Genomic DNA, 19,304 nt, shown 5'->3' with positions numbered 1-19,304 from the left:
TTATTATGAAAACCACTTTGCCATTCTTATCAGCTTATTTTCAGTGTCTTTTCATAAAACTATCATATTGAACAGGTATTATATATACAAGGTCAGAGGAACACCGAGAAAGACCTCAGGCAAAAGCTTTGAGAGCTAGCTGAAAGTTCCGTCAACCAATTACTCATAATGAGTTTTCATACATGGGCAATGCCGCACAAGGAACACCTGTCGGCTTTGCACGCAATCTGCTTGCAGATTTTCCGCCATATCACCCAAAAGCTCTTTGACTGGCGTCAGCCAGCCTGCGTCACTTTTAGATGATCTGACGAAAAATCTGACTACGCATCTTACGCACAATCCTTGCGTGGCATTGCCCAATAATTTTCCTTCATTCTTCTTTTCATTTCATCTCGCTGTGCTCTGATTTTTCAGAGTGCGGCAAAAGTGAAATGGCATGGAAAAATACATAACTTTAGCATTCCCCATTCATAATTTTTTCTTCATATTATACTTCTTACTTCTCTGAAAGACCCTGTGGCTTTTGCCGCAGGGTCTTTTGGATTTGTAGAATTTATATCAAAACAAACGTTCTTATCTGTGCATATCGACAAAAAACTTGCTGTCCAAAAAATCACCCCTCAAATTCATCAAGTTGTGTTATCATACATACAGCCCCGAAATAGAAAAAGAAAAATATGAGGATGTGTGTAAAAATGATATGGATAATTATGATGAATGTTTTTATCGTTGCGGCAGGTGCAGGCGGCGACAGGTGGCTTATGAAAACTATAATGAGAATGGTGCTGTTTTTCCTGTTTGTTGCGGTGGCAGAGCGGAACATGGGAGCAGTGTTTGCCGCAGGTATCGTGTTCACAGCGGCATGGGCGGCACTGTCGCTTTTTGAAGCGGAAACCAAAAAGAAACGCCATGCAAATAAGGTCAGACAGTGCCGTGTAAGAGAAAATATAAACCGTACAATACAAATTGAGCAATAATTAACAAAAAAATCACTTATTTTATGGGCATATGTGTTATAATTAATAATGATTATAGTAATTTAGCCTGAGAGGTGATATAGCTTTTGAAAAATTCTGCTGATTTTGAACTGTATGATAAAATAAAAAAATATAGAAGATCTATTTTGAAAACAAGCGTGTTAGTGCTGTTCGTTGCTTGTCTGCTTGTGTATGCGTGTGCCTGCTATTACAGCGGTGTGAACGCATTTCAGAAAGAGGCTCAGCTTTGCTCTGCCATAAATGCGGAAGCAGACCAGAATGTGGCTGCCTTTATGAAGAAAATGGAGGACACTGCCAAGCTTATAATGGGCAATGAAGACTATGCGAAATATGATCCTACTGATACGTCAAAGAGCGAATTTGCTGTGCTTAATGAGGAGAATGTTCTCACTGAGAGGCTTATAGAGCTTAGTACGTTGGGCAACTATACAGATTTTGGCATTGTAAGCAGTAATGAACATAATGTAGGAAAGATAACCGACGGTACAAAGGATATATTTGACGATGAGATATATAAGAGAGTTTCCGACCTTATGGGTGACAGTAAGATAAAATGGTTCACGGGACAGGACGATAACTACAGACGAGTGTATTTCGCAGGCAGGATAAATGACGATCTTATTTTTATCTCCTCTGTGTTTTCAACGGAGTTTGATCTTGTTTTTCTGCCCTCTGACAATTACAGCGAGATAAATACCATGCTGTGTGATGACGATGGCAGGATAATCTATGCTAACGACGGAAAAAGTGTTGTCGGCGAAAAGCTCGATGAAAAGCTCTCTAAATTCCTTGATGGAGGCACTGGCGTCACCGTTTCGGATATGACTACTATCTGTGCTATTGATGATTGCAGTGACGATTGGGTGGTCATTACTACCGTGGATATGTCAGACACTTTGCGTCACTATGTGAAAACAGGGCTTAAATGCCTTGGTATCTTTATTTGCTGCGCAGTCATATTTATTATGATATCTGCGGCAGCGGCGGCGGATAACGACCCGCAGAACGGACCGAAGTTTGGAAAATATCCAAAGGTGGACGAAAATACAGGGCTTTTCACTGCGGAATATACCGAAAACAGCATTATGGATAAAATGGAAACTTGTATCTCAGGCTCGACTATCGCATTTATTATCGTGAAAATAACAAATCTGGAGCTTATAAGGCTCAACTATGGCGAGGAGATAGTGGCGGAAGCTGAGCGAAAGGTCGCCGAAATACTGGTGGAGAACCGCAAGGAGGGCGATATCTGCGGAATTTTCAGGGAGGGCGAGTTTGCTCTGTTTGCAGACCACACGAACTTTGACCTTGTGAGAGCCTATGGTGATGTGAGGACCTATGTTAAAGAGCTTAACGATAAGCTGAAGAAATGTTGCCTTGACGATGACAGGGGCTACATAAAATGTGCAGTGGGTGCGTCGGTCTACCCTGAAACAAGCGATGATTATGATGAGCTTTACGAAATGGCAGAAAAGGCCTGTGAGAAAGCAGAACACAGTGAGGACGCAAGAGCGGTGATATATGATAAAAAAGAGGAAGAGGTGAGCCGCAGTTGAGAACACGCATTGTAAGGTGTGCGGCTTTGACCGCTTCAGCGATCTGCACAGCGACTGTCATGACGGGCTGTGCATTGTTTGAAAGAAGAATGGAGCATAATGTAAAGACCGAGGTGTCCTTCTCGTGGTGGGGCAAGGACGCGCGTAACGAGTATACTCTCGACGGGCTTAGAGCCTATCAGAACAGCAATAAGAACGTTGTGGTAAGACCTGAGTATGCAGACTTTGACGGCTTCAAAACACGAATGGACGTGGAATTTTTCTCTGACACCACCGCAGATATCATGCAGTTAAACTACAGTTGGCTCTATGAATATTCTCCCGACGGCGATGACTTTTATGACCTTAATGAGCTGTCGGAATACATAAATCTCTCAGCATTTGATGATGACAGCCTTTCATACGGCACTATAAACGGCAAACTTAATGCCTTGCCTACCGGTACGAACTGTATAACCTTCTACTATAATAAGACGATGTATGACAGCTATGGTCTGAGCCTGCCTGAAAATTGGTCTGACCTTATAAATGCGGCAGAGGTCATGAAATCAGACGAGGTGTATCCTGTTGAAATGACGAAAAAGGCGGCTTATCTCAGCTCTGTGGCGTATGTGGAGCAGGTAACGGGAAGAAAGATGTTATCTGACAGCGGTGAGTTTCAGTATACCTCGGAGGACGTAAGGCTCATGCTCGCCTTTTATCAGGAAATGCTAAATAAAAAGGTCACAAAGCCTGCGTGGGATTTCGATAGGAACGATCTTGAAAAGTGCCTGACGGCAGGCGTGGCTTCCTGGATATCAGACGCAGAGTATTACTGCGAGCCTGCTCAGAAGTTTGGTTTTGACATCGTTATAGGCGACTATCCAAAGCATAAGCAGGCAGTGAGCAGCGGTTGGTATAAAAAGCCCACTAGCGTTTATGCCATAAAGAAAAATACCAAGTCCCCTGAGGAAGCCGCAAAGCTTCTTGACTATCTTGTGAACGGTGAGGAAATGGCTCTCCTGCAGGGCATGGGAAAGGGCGTGCCTGCATCAAAGGCGGCATTGGAAGCCCTTGAAGCGAGGGATATGCTTGACGGGATAGAGTATAAAGCCAACGAGAAAATGGCAAACTCAGAGGAGCTTGAAATAATGTCCCCGAAGCTTGAAAATCAGGGGATACTTGACCTTTTTATAAGCACCTCCGAGTCGCTTTATTATGGCAGGGCGGAGATAGAAAACGCTTCTGAAAATCTGTATAATAAGATGAAGAAATCATTCAAATAGTTAAATATGCGAAACAAATAGTGCAAATTGTATTCAAAAATGAATGAGAAGTGTACAGAGTACACAAAAATAACGAAACTGTTAAATAAGTCTTGACAATTTATTTGTTTTAAGATATAATTAAGAACGATGTAAGGTGATACATCATAAAATGGTGTGTGACAAAGTGTGTGACATAATTTCTTGTGAAAATGTCAACATAGTGTTACCAATCGTCAAAATGACCGATTGAAAATTAGTTTTTCGTCAAGTTGAACAAACTTGAGAAAAAATCTGAAAAACTATTGACATTTTGGACAAGATGATGTATACTTTAATCATGGTGATAAGGAGAACGCAAAGAACTCCGAAAGCCACTTAATTATTGGAAAGTAGCTGCTTAAATCGGCTTGCGGCACTTTTATAAACAATTTTATTTAATTTATTATGGAGGGATTTTCTATGAAGAAATCTAACAGAAAAGGTTTCACCCTTGTAGAGCTCGTAGTTGTTATCGCTATCATCGGTATCCTTGCAGCTATCCTCGTTCCTACAATGATGAACTATGTAAAGAAGTCAAAGCTCAAGACAGCTAACTCAAACGCTAAGCTCGTTTTCACAACTGTAAACAACGAAGCTGCTGATATGCTCGTTGAGGGTACATCAGTAACAAACACTGCTTCACAGAGCGGTGCAGTTGAGGTTAAGAGCTTGCAGAATACTAACACAGATGCAAAGTCAAAGCTTGCTAATGCAGTTTACAACGCACTCAAGGATAACGGCGACGGTGCTGGTTGGTGCCTCTACATGGTAAATGATGACGGTAGCGTTAATTTCGCTCAGTGGTGTGATGTTGAGTCTGCTTCTGGCTCAACAGGTGTTCTTGGTCAGTATCCTGATCCTTGCAAGGATGCAGATAAGGCTAACAAGGCATTCTCTTCTACAAAGATCTCTAGCTGGGGTTAATCTTAACTTTAACTTTGAATCTTCAAGAACCGCTCATTTGAGCGGTTCTTTTTTTGTCTGAAAATATATAAAATAGCCAATGAGAATAGATTGCCTTTGTGCAAATGGTAAAATTGAGTAATAAAGCTTGCCTTTTCCTTGACAAAATCGGGTAAATTTTGTATAATGTACTTGTCGAAATATTAAATGGGGATCAATATTTTGATGAAAGAATTGAGGGAAAGACATGAATAAAAAAGGCTTTACTTTGGTGGAGCTTGTGGTGGTTATTGCCATTATTGGCGTGCTTGCGGCTATTCTTGTGCCAACTATGATGAGTTATATCAGAAAAGCGAAGCTTAAAAGCGCAAACAGTAATGCAAAGATAGTGTTCAATACTGTAAATGCGGTCGTGACGGATATGCAATGTGAGGGCAAAGATATCGACGTTCAGTCATGTACGGCTGTGGTCGATTGCACCGCAGAGCCTGACGAATCCAAAAAACTTGAAAAAGCCGTCCATGACGCACTTAACGTCAATGGTGACAATGCAGGCTATGCCTTTTGGATAGCAGGGGAGGACGGCAGATACAAGCTTGCACAGTGGTGTGATACAAGTTCGCCAAGGTCTAAAGGCATTGTAGGGCAGTATCCTGACCCTGTGAACAAACCTGACGATCTCCCTGAGAATTTCAGTTGGGGCGTTAAATTCTGAAACTATTGACGATCTGTCATTGCCGTGGAATAATTAAGATAACAAAAAAGAGGCATACTGCTGTAAGCGGTTTACCTCCAATATAGTTTTTTCTTTAAGAAATAACCGACCTATTGGACGTGGGGCGGTTATTTCTTTTTATTGCAGACATTGAGTACAAGTCTAATCATGTCAATATTTGTCGCAAAAAGTTTTACAAAAACATTGACTAATTTCTTAATAAATGGTATAATTTATATGTCAATTATTTTTTTGGAGGATATTAATGAAAGAGAAATTTAAAAGCTGGGCATTCAGCAAAGAGCATGGAAAATGCGATGTTATAACGCTGATAATATACCTGCTTGGCGTTTGCACTGTATCGTTTTTTCATGAACCGTGGTTTGATGAAGCTCAGTCATGGGCGATTGCACGTTCGGGAACTATAAAGGAGATACTTTTTGAGATACCACACTATGAGGGTCACCCGCCACTATGGCATTTGATATTGGCGCCTTTCGCAAAGCTTGGCGCACCCTATGAGCTGTCCCTTGCGGCAGTCAATATTTTTTTTATGACCCTTGCTGTGGCGGTCTTGCTTTTCAAGTCACCTTTTCCAAAGCTGATACGTTGTCTGTTGCCGTTTAACTTCTTCCTGTTTTATCAGTACGGCGTTGTAAGCAGACCTTATTGCATACTTGTGCTTGCGATTTTCCTTGCGGCAGCGTGCTATAAGAATAGAAATGAACACCCTGTAAAATATCTTTTGTGCCTTGCGCTCATGTGCGCTGTGCATTCATATGGCATAATAATTGCGGGCTGTCTGTGTATCGTGTGGCTAATAGAAATTTTTACAGAGTATAAAAAAAGCGGAAAACTTGCAGACATACTGAAAGACCGCCGCTGTTGGCTGATGTTTTGTCTGCTGATATTTGCAATGTTGGTCATGGCTGCTATTGTGCCGGATGAAAATGTGTACCTTGGCGGTAAAATGTCAAGTGAAACAGAAAAGAAATTTGACTTTAGCTGTATAAATATTCTGTTTTGCTTTGTGATCTTTTCTGACTCGATAATCACATCGTTTTTTAATTATGCTGGTGTTCCAAGCGAGATAGCAAGCCAGATCCCTGTTATCGTTGTTTCTATCCTGCTTGTGGCACTATTTGTGACGATAACATACAGAAATAAAAAACTGCTGACTTTTTTGCTTCCATATGGAGTGCTTTCCATATTCGGCTCTTTTGTTTATATATCTCCACACCACATAGGCGTTATAACAGCGTTTGTGATCTTTGTTCTTTGGATAATAGTTGATGAAAACGGCAAAGTTCTGCTGCCTGAGTACATGAACAAAATATCGGCTAAAATTGGAAAGAAACTTAAAGTTATTTTAAAAGCCATTGCATTTCTACCATTGCTGATACCAATTGCATGGAGCTGTACATCATCATATTTTGATATTCGCTATCCATATTGGTTTGATGAAGCCGCTGACTTTATAAAAGAATACCACCTTGATGATTATAAGATCATTGGCTATTGGCAGCAGGTTCTTAATGGTGAAATAGATGATGATGCTTTCTGGAATGTTGATGAAGCTGATTATATGTGGCATGATTATCCAAATCTACAGGGCATATCCGTTGCATTAAACCCATATTTTGATAAAAATATATTTTGTTATTTCAATATTGATAAACATGACAAAACGTTTCAGTACTATCGGGCTAATACCCAGAAAGAAGCGGAAGAAGAATTTTCCAAGTGGCGAGAGCAGGGAGAACCTGATGTAGTCATAGAGCGTTGTGAGATAACAAAGGCATATCCTGACATAGACGTTGATAATTATGTGGCTGTCAAGAGAATATATTTCTATAAACCATATAAATTTGAGACCTATGACCAATATATCACCATCTATGTAACAAAAGACCTGTTCAATAAGATCGGCACTCTTGAAGAATTGACCGCAAAAAAGCTATACTAGAAACGATATGACAAAAAGTTTGTTTTTGGATTAATTATCCGAAAATGCTTGATTTTTCCTTGATGATGTGTTAAAATAATACATGAAACAGAAAACGTTTTACGATGGAGATTTTAATGTGAAAAAGCTTGACCTTGACAAGATAATAAAATTTGTATTGACTTCTGGAATAGGTTTTGTGCTTGATTTCATATCCTACTTTATGATGACGCAGCTAATAAATATCAGTGTTGTTTATGCGAATTTTACAAGCTCAATAATAGGCGCAACATTTGTTTTCATAGTTTCTACGAGAAAGATATTTATACATGATAATTCAAAGATCCCATTAATGTGCAAATATATTTTGTATATAATGTATCAGCTTATCATGATAACGGTGGCGTCGTTGCTGATCTCTTATGTAAATAAATTTCTGTCAGCATCAACGGATATATCATTGATAGTTAAATACAGCAAAATGTTATCGAAGATCCTGGTAACGCCGCTGACGCTTTCGTGCAACTATATTTTTATGAGGACGATTTCCAAGCTGTAATATGACATATATCGATGAAGGAGAAGCGTTATGAAGAAAGATAAGATCATGGTGTTTATACCTGTCTATAATTGTGAGAAGCAGATCACGAGAGTGCTTTCACAAATCAATGACGATGTGCTTACATATGTTGATGAGATCATTGTGGTAAACAATTTAAGCACCGATAATACAGTAAAGGTTACACAGGATTACCTATTGAAGCATAGAGAACTTCCCTGTAAGATAATAAATAATAATGCAAATTTTAATCTTGGCGGATCACACAAAGTTGCTTTTAATTATGCTTTAGAAAATGATTTTGATTACGTTATTGTCCTCCATGGCGACGATCAGGCGGATATCAGAGACTTTTTGCCAATTCTGAAAAAGAGAAGTTATAAAAGGGCTGATTGCGTTTTGGGCGGTAGATTTGAATCAAGATCTTGCCTGATAGGCTATTCAAAAAAGCGCATACTTGGAAACCATGTTTTTAATCTTATCTATTCACTGGCAGCTGGAAAGTCTATAAGAGATATGGGTTCAGGTCTTAACATGTACAGCACCAATATGCTCAAAAGTAAATTTTACATTGGTCTGTCGGATTCATTGTATTTCAATGCCGAAATGCTGCTGTTCTCAGCATATTATAATGTTGATTTCAAGTTTTATCCGATCACATGGCGTGAGGAAGATCAGGTATCAAATGCAAAATTATTTAATTTGTCATATAATTTGTTTGTCATGGCTTTGCGATATAGGCTTAACAAAAAGAAGTATATAGATTCCTACTGCAAAAAAGATATATATAAGGGAAAGATCATTTTTGATAATACTGTTGGGGGAGAACGATGAAAAATTTCCATTTAGTAATGCCAATGGGCGGCAAGGGACAGCGCTTTTTCAATGACGGGTATGTAGCCCCTAAACCATTGATCGAGATACATGACAGACCATTCTTCTATTGGTCCACTATGTCAATACTGAAGTATAATCCAGATTGTGATGTTACTTTTGTTGTGCTGAAAGAACATATAGAGAAGTTCGATATAAAAAATCGTATATTATCGTATTTCCCACAGGCTAGAGTGGAGGTAATACCTGAGGTTCTTGCAGGTGCAGTGCTGACTTGCATGGCAGGTGTAGAAAATATCAATGACGATAGACCAGTCTTGTTTAATGACTGCGATCACATGTTTTGTTGCTCTGAGTTCAATTTTATGGATAAAAAAAGTGCGGCAAAGTATGACGGCTTGTTGTTCACGTTCAAATCAGATCTGCCGCAGTTCAGCTATGCTTTGTGTGATGAAAATGGTGTTGTTATTAGAACTCAGGAGAAAGTTGTTATTAGTGAAAATGCAATATGCGGAGCATATTATTTCAGAAATAAGGACATTTTTCTTGAAAACGCCAAGAGATATTTGTCGGAGTGCGAATATAGCGAATATTTTATGAGCGGCGTGTATAACAGCATGATAAAGAATAAACTTATATCCGGCGTAGTGGGTACGGATTATCATATATCGTTTGGTACACCTGCTGAGTATCAGGACGCAGTTGACAGACTGGAATTTGGAGAGCTGTTATGAACATTCTTATGTTTTTAGCTGCGCTGGCTGTGATAACTCTTGGACACTTTTTTAGAATTAGGCGTTGGAAAAGTTTTATATCGGTCTATGAAGATTCACATGATTCAGACTTGATGTTTTGCACAGGAATAGGTTATTTGGTGGATAATGTTCTGCCATTTCATGTGGGCGATATTGTCAGAGCAGCGATAATTGGCAAAAAACTAAAAAATGGTGCTGCATTTTCTCTTGCCGTGATAATCATAGATAGGATCTTAGATGTTTTCGTTGTAGCGTTCATTTATGGGACGATTTTTTTTGCCTCAGGGAAAAATCTGATGAATTTTATTTTCTTCACCGGTTTTTCAGCACTGCTACTGTTTTTTCTTGGGTTGTCGGTTACATTTAGCAAACGTTTTAAAAAGTGTGTGCTTGTATTTTCCTCAATATTTAATACGAAGATCCAGCTTTGCATCTTAGAATTTGTGTGGTCTTTTATCTGTACCATACGCAATACAGTGAAAAAGATCGACAAAACAAAGCTTGTTCTGAGAACACTTTGTATGTGGTCTTGCTACATTTTGTCATATCTGATGTATTCAAATTGCTTAAAAAACACGTCTTTCGTAGATGTTTTCAATAATTTGTTCAGCATAGATTCTTATTCTCCATTTGTTGATTATGTACGTCATGGTTTTTCTCACTATTATTTTATTTTCCTGCTGTTTAATTTCCTCACTTGTGTGTCTATAATAGTGGTCGCATTTTTTGAAAAATTCAAAAAATGCAGCTCTGAGAATAAAGGAGAGCTTATTATACCATATACAAATGAAAACAGCTGTCTTGACTTTTTGAAAATATATTTCTCAGATATCCGTGATAAAAACTATATTGACCGGTTTCTTGAAATAAATAAAGATGTAATTATATTGAGAAACTGTTCAGCAGGTTCAAATGCAACAACTTTGCAATGTATAAAAAGCGGAAGAATGGTGTATCGGAAGTATGCCTTTGGCAGTGACGGTGAAAAATTATTTGAACAGGTAAAGTGGCTTCAAAATAATAGAGATCAGCTGTATGTTACTGAAATCCTAGATGCGTATCAGAAAAATAATGTTTGTTACTATGATATGCCGTATCTTGGTGATTCTATAGGTTTGTTTGATTACATACATTCTATGCCTTTGGAGAGTTCTTGGAGAATAATGGAGAGCGTGGTCAGCGATCTTGAAAGCAATTATTCTAAGAAATATAGTTCCAAGGCTGACGCTGATACAATAAGGCAGTATTATGATAAAAAGATCAGGTCCAACATAGATAAAATAATGAATGCACACGTTTTGAGCGAATTGACAAACTATGAAAAGATTGTCATCAACGGTGAAACATATGATAATCTGACAATGTTTCTTGACAAATTATACTCCTTTGAGTTTTGGAGAGAAATATTTGAAAATGACTATTATTCAGATATCCATGGAGATTTGACAGTAGAAAATATTGTGTGCAATATTAATTATCCCAAAGGGTATTATCTTATTGACCCAAATGGCGGAAATATCCATTCATCGCCTAACCTTGACTATTCAAAGCTTCTGCAATCGCTTCATGGAAATTATGAGTTCTTTATGCACACTGCAAAGGTCAAAGTTAATAAAAATGAAATATCATTTAAGATAACAAGAACTACATCGTATGATGTATTGTATAAAAGGCTTGATAAGTATCTAAAAGACACGTTTGATGCCAAGAGAGTCAAAAGCATATATTTTCACGAGATAGTGCATTGGCTGAGATTGATGCCGTATAAAATAAATAATGATAGTGATCGTGCAGCAATGTTTTATGCAGGCCTTGTAATGGTTGTAAATGATATTTTTGAGGAGTTTGATAATATTGACAAAAGGATCGGAATTAAAGCTTGCAATGTTTGACCTAGATGGTACGCTTTTTGATACGAACAAGGCAAATTATCTTTCCTATAAAGAAGCCTGCAACGGCTTTTGTGATGTAAGCGAGGATTTTTTTTACGAGCATTGTATGGGAAAAAACTATAAGACTTTTTTGCCTCTTTTAGGAGTGGAGGATAAAGAAAATATAGAATTGATACATAAACGGAAAAGTGATAATTATAAGAGCTTTTTCTCTTTTATACGTCCTAATTTTTCACTTCTGAAGATAGCTGAACTGTTTAAGAAGAATGGTATAAAGATCGCAATAATAACAACCGCGTCAAGAAGCAATACTTCAGCGCTTTTGAAGTTTTTCGATTATGATGATTTTTTTGATCTGGTGGTCACACAGGAAATGACAGATAAGACAAAACCTTTTCCTGACGGGTATCTTTATGCCATGAAGTATTTTCATTGCACGCCTGACGAAAGCATTATATTTGAAGATTCTGACGTTGGTTTGCAAGCTGCTCTTAAAACACAAACTGCGGTATATAAAATAGTACGCTTTTGAAAGGTGACACAATGAAAAATAAAACCAGAAATTTGATACCTGTGCTTGTAATAGTGCTGTATTCAATATTGTTCTTTGCTGTTATTTTGTCAAAGAATAGAAGTTCCCTTTATGTTGATGATAATATTCTTCAGTGGGGACCTGTTATAAATAAAGCATTTGATAATATTTTCAGCGGTAAGGGCATACCATATTGGAATTTTTATCAGTACAAAGGAATAAACATTTTCAGCAGCGGTTATTATGGCTTGTTGAATCCCTTTATGTATGTTTCCTATGCCATAAGCCATTATCTTTTAAACGGCTTTCTTGAAACGCTAATTGTTTATGAAATAATTATGTATATGCTTGGTAATCTTATGATGTATAAGATACTGAAGTTATTAAATTTAAAGCGTAGTACGATAATAATAGCCATACTTACATATTCAACAAGTATAATTTTTTTTCTGCATAGCTTTTATTATTTTACTTTCAATAATTATTTCTTTATGCCGTTTTTAATGTGGATCTTTATTCAGACCAACTCCAAAAGGACCCGCTATTTTATTCCTGGCATAGTTTTAGCTTTTTCCCTGTTAATGGGCCATGTTCAATTCAGCTGTTATTATGTAATGGTATACTGTATTTTTCAAGTGGTCGCTTCTGTTCAAAAGAAAAAGTTAAAAGAATTAGTTCCGCTCATGACAAATTTGATGATATTCATAGGCTTGTCAAGCGGGATAATAATTGGGTCTATGAAAGTGTCAGGCGACAGAAGTCTGATACTTTCTGGCTATGGCAACAATGATTTCTTCTCGCAGGGCATATCTATTTCAAGCGTTTTTAGACCTATTTATATAGTTCTATTTAATAATAAAATAGTAATGCGTGATTATTATATGAACTATATTGGTTTGGGCTTTTTTGCTTGGTTTTGTTTGATGTATGCTACACAGATCTTAAAAAAGCTGCACGAAAAGACAGAATATGGCATACATTTAGCCATTAATAAGTTGGCGTCACACGAACAAATAGGCAAGAAGCCAAAAATGATGTTGTATGGGTTGCTTTACTTTGCAGCTTTAAGAATAGTTGTATATTATTTGTTTGAGCAATATCATTACTCGCCAATAGCAGATGCTATACTTGTTGTTCTAACTGCAGTCAGTGTTGTGTGTTTGTTAGTTCGTGACCAGAGATCTGATACCCATTACCTGACGTCGCCTAAATTAAGAACAAGCTGTGTGCTGTTTTTAATTCTGTTTTTTCTTTTACTAAAGCTAGATATTGTATTATATCTTGCTGTCATAGTATACTATATTTACTTCTTTATAAAAGGAAAATGTCAAAATGAATATAACGAGTCTGAGAAACTTATGCACTGTTTCCTTTTTGCGGCGGTATTCTTTGTTATAATGGCAGAGGGAAGTGGGCATGGCATTGCTGATATATTAAGTCATCTACCTTTTATTCGTGAATTTCGATTTCTGTATAAATGCTCGTTTATTTATGTACCGCTCATAATAGTGACGGGGGCGTATAAGCTGGACGGCATAAAAAAATATTATAAAACAGCTATAATTGCTGCAATAATAGGCTCCGTTTCTTCATTCGTTATTGTACTCTATTTCATGCTCTCTGGCAATCATGTATACATTAACAATAAGCACTATGACTATTTGGATTATAAGAACATTAAGTCAGAAGTTGAAATCTTGCTTGATAAAAACCATATAGACAATAATTACAGATTTCTTACGATAGGAAAGATTTATAGAGATAACGTGACGTATTACAATAACCCAATTGAATATAGTTCTAAAATATGTTTCTATGGTTTTACAAAAAATATCAGCACTGAGTATGGCTTGTTTTCCTTAAACGGTTATGATAATATATTTTCCAAGAAAGGCTTTGATCAGAGCAATGCGATAATGAGCAGTATCACAGATGAAGGTATGATGTGCAATATGGTAGCATCACCATTAAGTTATCTGCAATATATGAAAGACCCCGAATGGATAAATAAGTTTGAAGATCAGATGATATCAAACGGAGTAAAATATGTTCTGGTCGATAAAAATAGTCCGAAAGCTATTGAAGCATTCACCAAAGTCATTGAAAAATGCCCTAAATTGACAATATCAAGTGTGCATGATTGGACACACGGCATGAAACTTATGGAAATAGACGGAGTCTCTCCTATCTGTTCCTATGGGGATAATATTGAAATTCCGATAAAAGCAGATTTGGATACGCTAAATTTTGATACTGACTTTGCTAAGGATACCGAGATAGTTGTATCAATGACCTACGTTGATAATTACAAATTGACATTATATCAAGACGGAAGATCAGTAGGAGATGCTGAACTGTCAGAAACCTCAGATGGCTATATTTCAGCAGTTATACCTAAGGGCAATTATACAGTGCAATTAAGCTATGAAAACAAGGAAATGGATATAACAGTGCTCATTGCCATATTCACAACAATAATTACATCGGTAGCAACCATTTATTTGTTTTTGGATAAAAGCCACAAGACAATTAGCACTTGATTTGTATATATCGCTTCGACTGTCTCAACTGCACAGACGTTTTGCCACAACTTGTTGCTGACTTCCCGTGGGCAGTCAGCGACAAGTTTGTGGATATATTGTGCGGTTCAATAGTGGCGAGAGTGCGGTTTTGTAACCGTTAAAGTGCGGTTTTAAGTCAGTGCAGTTGCGGTTCTGTGGGCGGTATATACATTTTTCTACCCAAAATAAACCCCATAATACCTGCAAGCCTTTATCATAAAATCCTCGCTCACATCAAAATGTTGCGCAAGCAGATAAATACTGTCCAGATTTTTCTTTATGGCTTTGATAAGCTCGCTTTTCGGTATCAGATTTTCTATCGCCCACTTGTCTGCACGGTATTCATGCTGTGAGATGTTGTCTGCCGTGGCGTATCTGTTGTAAAACGCACCCTTTACGCAGTGACCTATCTCGTGAGCAGTGCGCTCCTTCAAAAGCCTTGCAGGCGTCTGGCTGTCTATGCCGATCGCACAGCCACCTGAGCCAAAAAGCGATATCGCCCCGCACTTTGGACAATCAATAAAATCTATAGTTATGTTCTCTCTATTGCAAATATCATACAATTCCTGTATGTTCGTCATCTCTCACTTTTCACCAGCCTTTCTGCGCTTTGCTTCCTCTCTGAGCATGACCATTTCTGCATACTGCTTGACCTCGTCAAACATTTCGTCCGTCACTCCAAGCGTGCCGTTGAATAATGCATATTTCAGCTTCGTGTCAAAATCTTCTTCCCTGCCAGATATAAGATATTGTACGCTCACTCCAAATCTGTTCGCTATCTTTGTAGAATTCTCCGCGGAAAGTCGTTCCGTCCTGCCTTTGCTCAGCTCAGATAAACAGCTCCTCGTTATAGACAGCTCCTTGCACATCTGCGATACAGTCATATAGTTCTCCTCGCATAGCTCTTTTATCCTTTTGTACATTTCAGTCATATTTTCTTCCTCCAATTGTGATCATTTCACAAAAGATACAGAAGTCTGTATCAAATTTGCTGATGGCTATTGACTTTTGCAGAAACCTGTAGTATACTGTATGTATCGTTAGTACAGATATCTGTATAGAATCTGGCTTTGATATAATTATAATACATTTCTCTGTAAAAGTCAAGAGGATAAACCGCCCCCCTTTTTTGACATCTCCGCCCCGAGAGATATACAGAAAACGGTTATCTGAAATGTCATTGCTTTATTTTATTTACAGTATATCATACTAACTGTCCAAATGTCTGTACAAAAAGGCGAAAGGAGAAAAATGTACGATAATATAGATTATTCCGTAGAGGTAAATTCCATAAAAAGGCTTGCGCCCTCAGCGAGCCGATATAATTTCAGAAGCGGTGGAAGCAGAGTTAATACAGCCGCACTGCGAAAGCTTTCACAGTATCGCAAACTAAGGTGGCAGGAGTGGAAACTTAAAGAGGATATCTGCGAAATGTCCTCACAGCTTGCCGCAGTGGGGGAGCATTGCGGCAGGGTAGCCCACAGAGGGAAAAAGCTTACTGACTTGTGGCTTGACCTTGCAAAGGTGCAGCTTCGCTTGAGAGAATGTGAGGAGCTTGCGGCAAAAATGCCAAAACGCTATCGTGGAGTGGTGAAAAGCCGCTATTTTGACAGCTCAAAGAAGCACCCACCTGAGTGGGGAAGCTCCGCCGCAGAGTTCGGCTTTCCCTTTGGAGGAGAAGAACTGCGCAGGCGAGTGACAAAGTGCCTGAATGATATATATAACTAAAAAATATCCGTTCTGTTTTTTGCAGAACGGATATTTTTCATGTTTTCTTTATGTATAGAGTTATCTGATAAAATGAGTCCAAGCGTGTTCCTCGACTTCAGGTAAGCCGTATTTTTCTTTGCCAAGTGCAATGCTTTTCATAAGGAAAGTCATGTTTCTTGCAAGTACACGCATTGTCTGTTTACCCTCATCGTCCATTTCAGCCTCGCCTACTTCACGTCCGTGAATACTGTTCCAATACTGACTTGAGGCAATAGGCATATTGCAAATAGTGAAATACTTGTTAAGCTCATCAAATGTAGCCGAACATCCGCCTCGTCTTGCACAAACTACACTTGCTCCTACTTTCATTGATTTGTCAAAATGTGTGCTGTAGAACAAACGGTCAAGACAGGCGATAAGAGTTGCATTTGCAGAAGCGTAATATACAGGGCTTGCAACAACAAGTCCGTCAGCCTTCTCAAACTTTGGTGCGATTTCATTTACCATGTCATTGAATACGCATTTGCCCGTTTTTGAACATGACATGCAGGCAATACAGCCACGAATATCCTTGTTCCCAATTAGAACAGTTTCTACTTCAACATCACTTTCTTTAAAAACCTTTTCCATTTCTCGAATGGCAATAGAAGTATTTCCGTTTATCCTCGGACTTCCGTTTAAAATAAGAACGTTCATGTTAAATCCTCCTATGTATTTATTTTAATAATTATATCACTTGGAGTACACTATAAGTCAAGTGAATTTTTATATGCTTTATTCTGAAATAATTGTTAATATGAGCATTTCCTGAAAAATCCGCCGACAAAAAGTACGGCGGATACGATACAGCTATATATATTGCAAAGCGTAAATCGCCCGCCACGGCGAACATATAGCTTTCCCAGCATATTACGCCTATGGGCGGAAATAAAAAATTCCGCTACCATAAATGATAGCGGATATGGTGCAGGGGCACGCCCCTGCTGGTGCGCCTGACAGGAATCGAACCTGCGACCTCAAGAGTCGGAGTCTTGCGCTCTATCCAACTGAGCTACAGACGCATATAAGGAGCGGAAATCCGCTCCTTGTTTTTTTATAAATTTTTTATCTAAGCTTAGCTCCGCATGGCAAGTCCTGATCTGGGAAAATAACGCTTGCCGCACCGTCAGGTGTGTCAGCCGCACATATCATGCCGTTTGACTCAACTCCGCAAAGCTTCACAGGCTTCAGATTGGCTACAATAACTACCTTCTTGCCAATAAGATCTTCAGGCTTGTACCATGCCGCAATGCCCGATACTACCTGCCTGCCGCCAAAACCATCGTCAAGCTGTAAGCAAAGAAGCTTCTTGGACTTCTTTACCTTCTCGCAGTTCTTAACAAGAGCAACTCTCAGATCTACCTTTGCAAAATCATCTATGGTTATCTCGTCAGCTATAGGCGCAGGCTCAAATCCATCGTCAGCCTTTTCCTCAGGCTCTGCATTGCTGCCTATTATCTTGTTAAGCTCCTCTATCTCCTTGTCAACGTCAATTCTTGGGAAGATGATCTCACCCCTGTGAACTGTAACGTCAGCAGGAAGTACACCAAACTTGCCAGCGTTCTCGTATGTGATGTCGCTCTCAGCCGCACCTATCTGCTCCCATACCTTTGGCATTGTTGTAGGCATAAAGTTGCTGAGAAGCGTTGATACTATCCTGATAGTTTCAAGCAGATTGTAAAGAACTGTCGCAAGTCTTGCCTTTTTGCTCTCGTCCTTGCCAAGTACCCATGGAGCTGTCTCGTCAATGTACTTGTTAGCTCTGGATACTACCTTGAATATCTCAGCCAAAGCATTGTTTATCTGAGTCTTGTCCATGAACTCGTCTACCTTTGCAACAAGTCCCTTAGCCTCAGCAATAAGCTCAGCGTCAAAATCGCCGGCCTCTCTGTCAGCAGGAAGCGTGCCGCCAAAATATTTGTCAGCCATAGCTACAGTTCTTGAAACAAGATTGCCAAGACCATTTGCAAGGTCAGAGTTTATTCTGTTTATCATTATCTCGTTTGAGAATGAGCTGTCTGCACCCAAAGCCATTTCACGAAGAATGTGGTATCTGATAGCGTCAGCACCATATCTCTCACCAAGAATAAACGGGTCAACAACGTTGCCCAAAGACTTGGACATCTTCTGTCCGTTGAATGTTATCCAGCCGTGTACAGCAAGATGCTTAGGCAGTGGAAGATCAAGTGCCATAAGCATTGCAGGCCAAACGATAGCGTGGAATCTCATGATATCCTTTGCTACCATGTGAACGTCAGCAGGCCAGAACTTGTCAAAATCATTGTACTGCTCGTTCCAGAAACCAAGTGCAGAAATATAGTTAGAAAGTGCGTCTATCCAAACGTAAACAACGTGCTTGTCATCAAATGTAACAGGAATACCCCACTTGAAAGTGGTTCTTGATACACAAAGATCCTCAAGACCGGGTTTGATAAAGTTGTTTACAAGCTCAGTGGCTCTTGTCTTTGGCTGGAGATAATCTGTCTCAGTGAGAAGCTTCTCTATCCTCTCAGCAAATGGCGACATCTTGAAGAAGTAAGCCTCCTCCTTAGCCTCTGTTACCTCTCTGTGACACTCAGGACAACAGCCGTTCTCATCAAGCTGTGACTCAGTCCAGAAGCTCTCGCAAGGTGTGCAGTATTTACCCTTGTATTCGCCCTTGTAAATGTAGCCCTTGTCATAAAGAGCCTTGAAGATCTTCTGAACAGTTTCAATGTGATAATCGTCAGTAGTTCTGATGTATCTGTCATAGCTGATGTTCATGTAGCTCCAAAGCTTTTTGAAAGTCTTGACTACCTCATCAACATATTCCTTAGGCGTAACACCCTTTTCAGCAGCCTTCTGTTCGATTTTCAGACCATGCTCGTCAGTGCCTGTGAGGAACATGACATCATAGCCCTGCATACGTCTGTATCTGGCAATAGAATCGCAGGCAACAGTGGTGTAGCAGTGACCGATATGAGGATTACCTGAAGGGTAATATATCGGGGTAGTGATATAAAACGGTTTTTTCTCCATA

General features: G+C 39.0%; 18 protein-coding genes, 1 tRNA gene and 1 pseudogene. 14 read left to right on the top strand and 6 right to left on the bottom strand.

What is annotated here, in order from left to right; genetic code table 11:
- Positions 1-159: 159 nt before the first annotated feature.
- Positions 160-360: a hypothetical protein gene (locus OCV57_RS07195; RefSeq protein WP_118054429.1), complete on the bottom strand. Its 201-nt coding sequence runs from the start codon at positions 358-360 to the stop codon at positions 160-162.
- A gap of 335 nt (positions 361-695) precedes the next feature.
- Here OCV57_RS07195 and OCV57_RS07190 point away from each other — a divergent pair, with 335 nt between their 5' ends.
- The 13 genes and pseudogenes from OCV57_RS07190 (at position 696) to OCV57_RS07135 (ending at position 14,515) form a co-directional block, all read left to right on the top strand.
- Complete coding sequence (locus tag OCV57_RS07190; protein ID WP_022287888.1) at positions 696-977, top strand: hypothetical protein; 282 nt, start codon at positions 696-698, stop codon at positions 975-977.
- 86 nt (positions 978-1,063) lie between these two features.
- On the top strand, positions 1,064-2,554 hold the full coding sequence (locus tag OCV57_RS07185; RefSeq protein ID WP_267300986.1) for a sensor domain-containing diguanylate cyclase: 1,491 nt from the start codon (positions 1,064-1,066) through the stop codon (positions 2,552-2,554).
- Entirely contained in the window at positions 2,551-3,819 is a 1,269-nt protein-coding gene (locus OCV57_RS07180) for an ABC transporter substrate-binding protein (protein WP_267300985.1), read from the top strand. The genes OCV57_RS07185 and OCV57_RS07180 overlap by 4 nt, the downstream gene beginning before the upstream one ends.
- Before the next feature lie 441 nt (positions 3,820-4,260).
- On the top strand, positions 4,261-4,764 hold the full coding sequence (locus OCV57_RS14270) for a type II secretion system protein (RefSeq protein ID WP_287612933.1): 504 nt from the start codon (positions 4,261-4,263) through the stop codon (positions 4,762-4,764).
- Positions 4,765-4,990: 226 nt separating this feature from the next.
- Positions 4,991-5,458 (top strand): type II secretion system protein, encoded by a 468-nt coding sequence (locus tag OCV57_RS14265; protein ID WP_022287885.1) that lies wholly within the window; start codon positions 4,991-4,993, stop codon positions 5,456-5,458.
- Positions 5,459-5,723: 265 nt separating this feature from the next.
- Complete coding sequence (locus tag OCV57_RS07165) at positions 5,724-7,424, top strand: hypothetical protein (protein WP_267300983.1); 1,701 nt, start codon at positions 5,724-5,726, stop codon at positions 7,422-7,424.
- A 118-nt stretch (positions 7,425-7,542) separates the two neighbouring features.
- Positions 7,543-7,962, top strand: coding sequence for a GtrA family protein (locus OCV57_RS07160; RefSeq protein ID WP_022287883.1), 420 nt, complete (start codon positions 7,543-7,545; stop codon positions 7,960-7,962).
- Between the two features lie 30 nt (positions 7,963-7,992).
- Positions 7,993-8,796, top strand: coding sequence for a glycosyltransferase family 2 protein (locus OCV57_RS07155; RefSeq protein ID WP_267300980.1), 804 nt, complete (start codon positions 7,993-7,995; stop codon positions 8,794-8,796).
- Complete coding sequence (locus OCV57_RS07150; protein ID WP_267300979.1) at positions 8,793-9,530, top strand: glycosyltransferase family 2 protein; 738 nt, start codon at positions 8,793-8,795, stop codon at positions 9,528-9,530. The genes OCV57_RS07155 and OCV57_RS07150 overlap by 4 nt, the downstream gene beginning before the upstream one ends.
- Positions 9,527-10,045: pseudogene (locus OCV57_RS14365) on the top strand (lysylphosphatidylglycerol synthase domain-containing protein); the annotation flags it as partial. The gene OCV57_RS07150 and the pseudogene OCV57_RS14365, both read left to right, overlap by 4 nt.
- A gap of 393 nt (positions 10,046-10,438) precedes the next feature.
- Positions 10,439-11,443, top strand: coding sequence for a hypothetical protein (locus tag OCV57_RS07145; RefSeq protein WP_267300977.1), 1,005 nt, complete (start codon positions 10,439-10,441; stop codon positions 11,441-11,443).
- Positions 11,406-11,975: an HAD family hydrolase gene (locus tag OCV57_RS07140; protein WP_267300976.1), complete on the top strand. Its 570-nt coding sequence runs from the start codon at positions 11,406-11,408 to the stop codon at positions 11,973-11,975. The genes OCV57_RS07145 and OCV57_RS07140 overlap by 38 nt, the downstream gene beginning before the upstream one ends.
- An 11-nt stretch (positions 11,976-11,986) precedes the next feature.
- Positions 11,987-14,515, top strand: coding sequence for a hypothetical protein (locus tag OCV57_RS07135; RefSeq protein ID WP_267300975.1), 2,529 nt, complete (start codon positions 11,987-11,989; stop codon positions 14,513-14,515).
- A gap of 197 nt (positions 14,516-14,712) precedes the next feature.
- Here the strand turns inward: OCV57_RS07135 and OCV57_RS07130 are convergent, their stop codons facing one another.
- Together OCV57_RS07130 and OCV57_RS07125 are read right to left on the bottom strand one after the other, a co-directional pair.
- On the bottom strand, positions 14,713-15,117 hold the full coding sequence (locus tag OCV57_RS07130; RefSeq protein ID WP_267300974.1) for an ImmA/IrrE family metallo-endopeptidase: 405 nt from the start codon (positions 15,115-15,117) through the stop codon (positions 14,713-14,715).
- Positions 15,118-15,120: 3 nt separating this feature from the next.
- The gene (locus tag OCV57_RS07125) at positions 15,121-15,468 is read right to left on the bottom strand and encodes a helix-turn-helix domain-containing protein (RefSeq protein ID WP_117864751.1); all 348 of its coding nucleotides are present in this window, start codon (positions 15,466-15,468) and stop codon (positions 15,121-15,123) included.
- Positions 15,469-15,787: 319 nt separating this feature from the next.
- On the opposite strand from OCV57_RS07125, the gene OCV57_RS07120 reads away from it, so the two are divergent.
- Entirely contained in the window at positions 15,788-16,264 is a 477-nt protein-coding gene (locus OCV57_RS07120; RefSeq protein WP_267300972.1) for a hypothetical protein, read from the top strand.
- 60 nt (positions 16,265-16,324) lie between these two features.
- On the opposite strand, the gene OCV57_RS07115 is transcribed toward OCV57_RS07120, so the two are convergent.
- The 3 genes from OCV57_RS07115 to metG form a co-directional block, all read right to left on the bottom strand.
- Positions 16,325-16,942 carry a flavodoxin family protein gene (locus tag OCV57_RS07115; protein ID WP_267300971.1) on the bottom strand — a complete coding sequence of 206 codons (618 nt, stop codon included), beginning with the start codon at positions 16,940-16,942 and terminating at the stop codon, positions 16,325-16,327.
- A gap of 288 nt (positions 16,943-17,230) precedes the next feature.
- Positions 17,231-17,307: transfer RNA gene (locus OCV57_RS07110), tRNA-Arg, on the bottom strand.
- A gap of 43 nt (positions 17,308-17,350) precedes the next feature.
- Positions 17,351-19,303 carry a methionine--tRNA ligase gene (gene metG / locus OCV57_RS07105; RefSeq protein WP_267300970.1) on the bottom strand — a complete coding sequence of 651 codons (1,953 nt, stop codon included), beginning with the start codon at positions 19,301-19,303 and terminating at the stop codon, positions 17,351-17,353.
- Between the last annotated feature and the right edge of the window lies 1 nt (position 19,304).

Origin of the sequence: Hominimerdicola aceti (genome assembly GCF_025567495.1) — a bacterium.
GTDB classification, from domain to species: Bacteria; Bacillota; Clostridia; order Oscillospirales; family Ruminococcaceae; genus Hominimerdicola; species Hominimerdicola aceti.
This window is presented reverse-complemented; position numbering and strand designations above follow the sequence as displayed.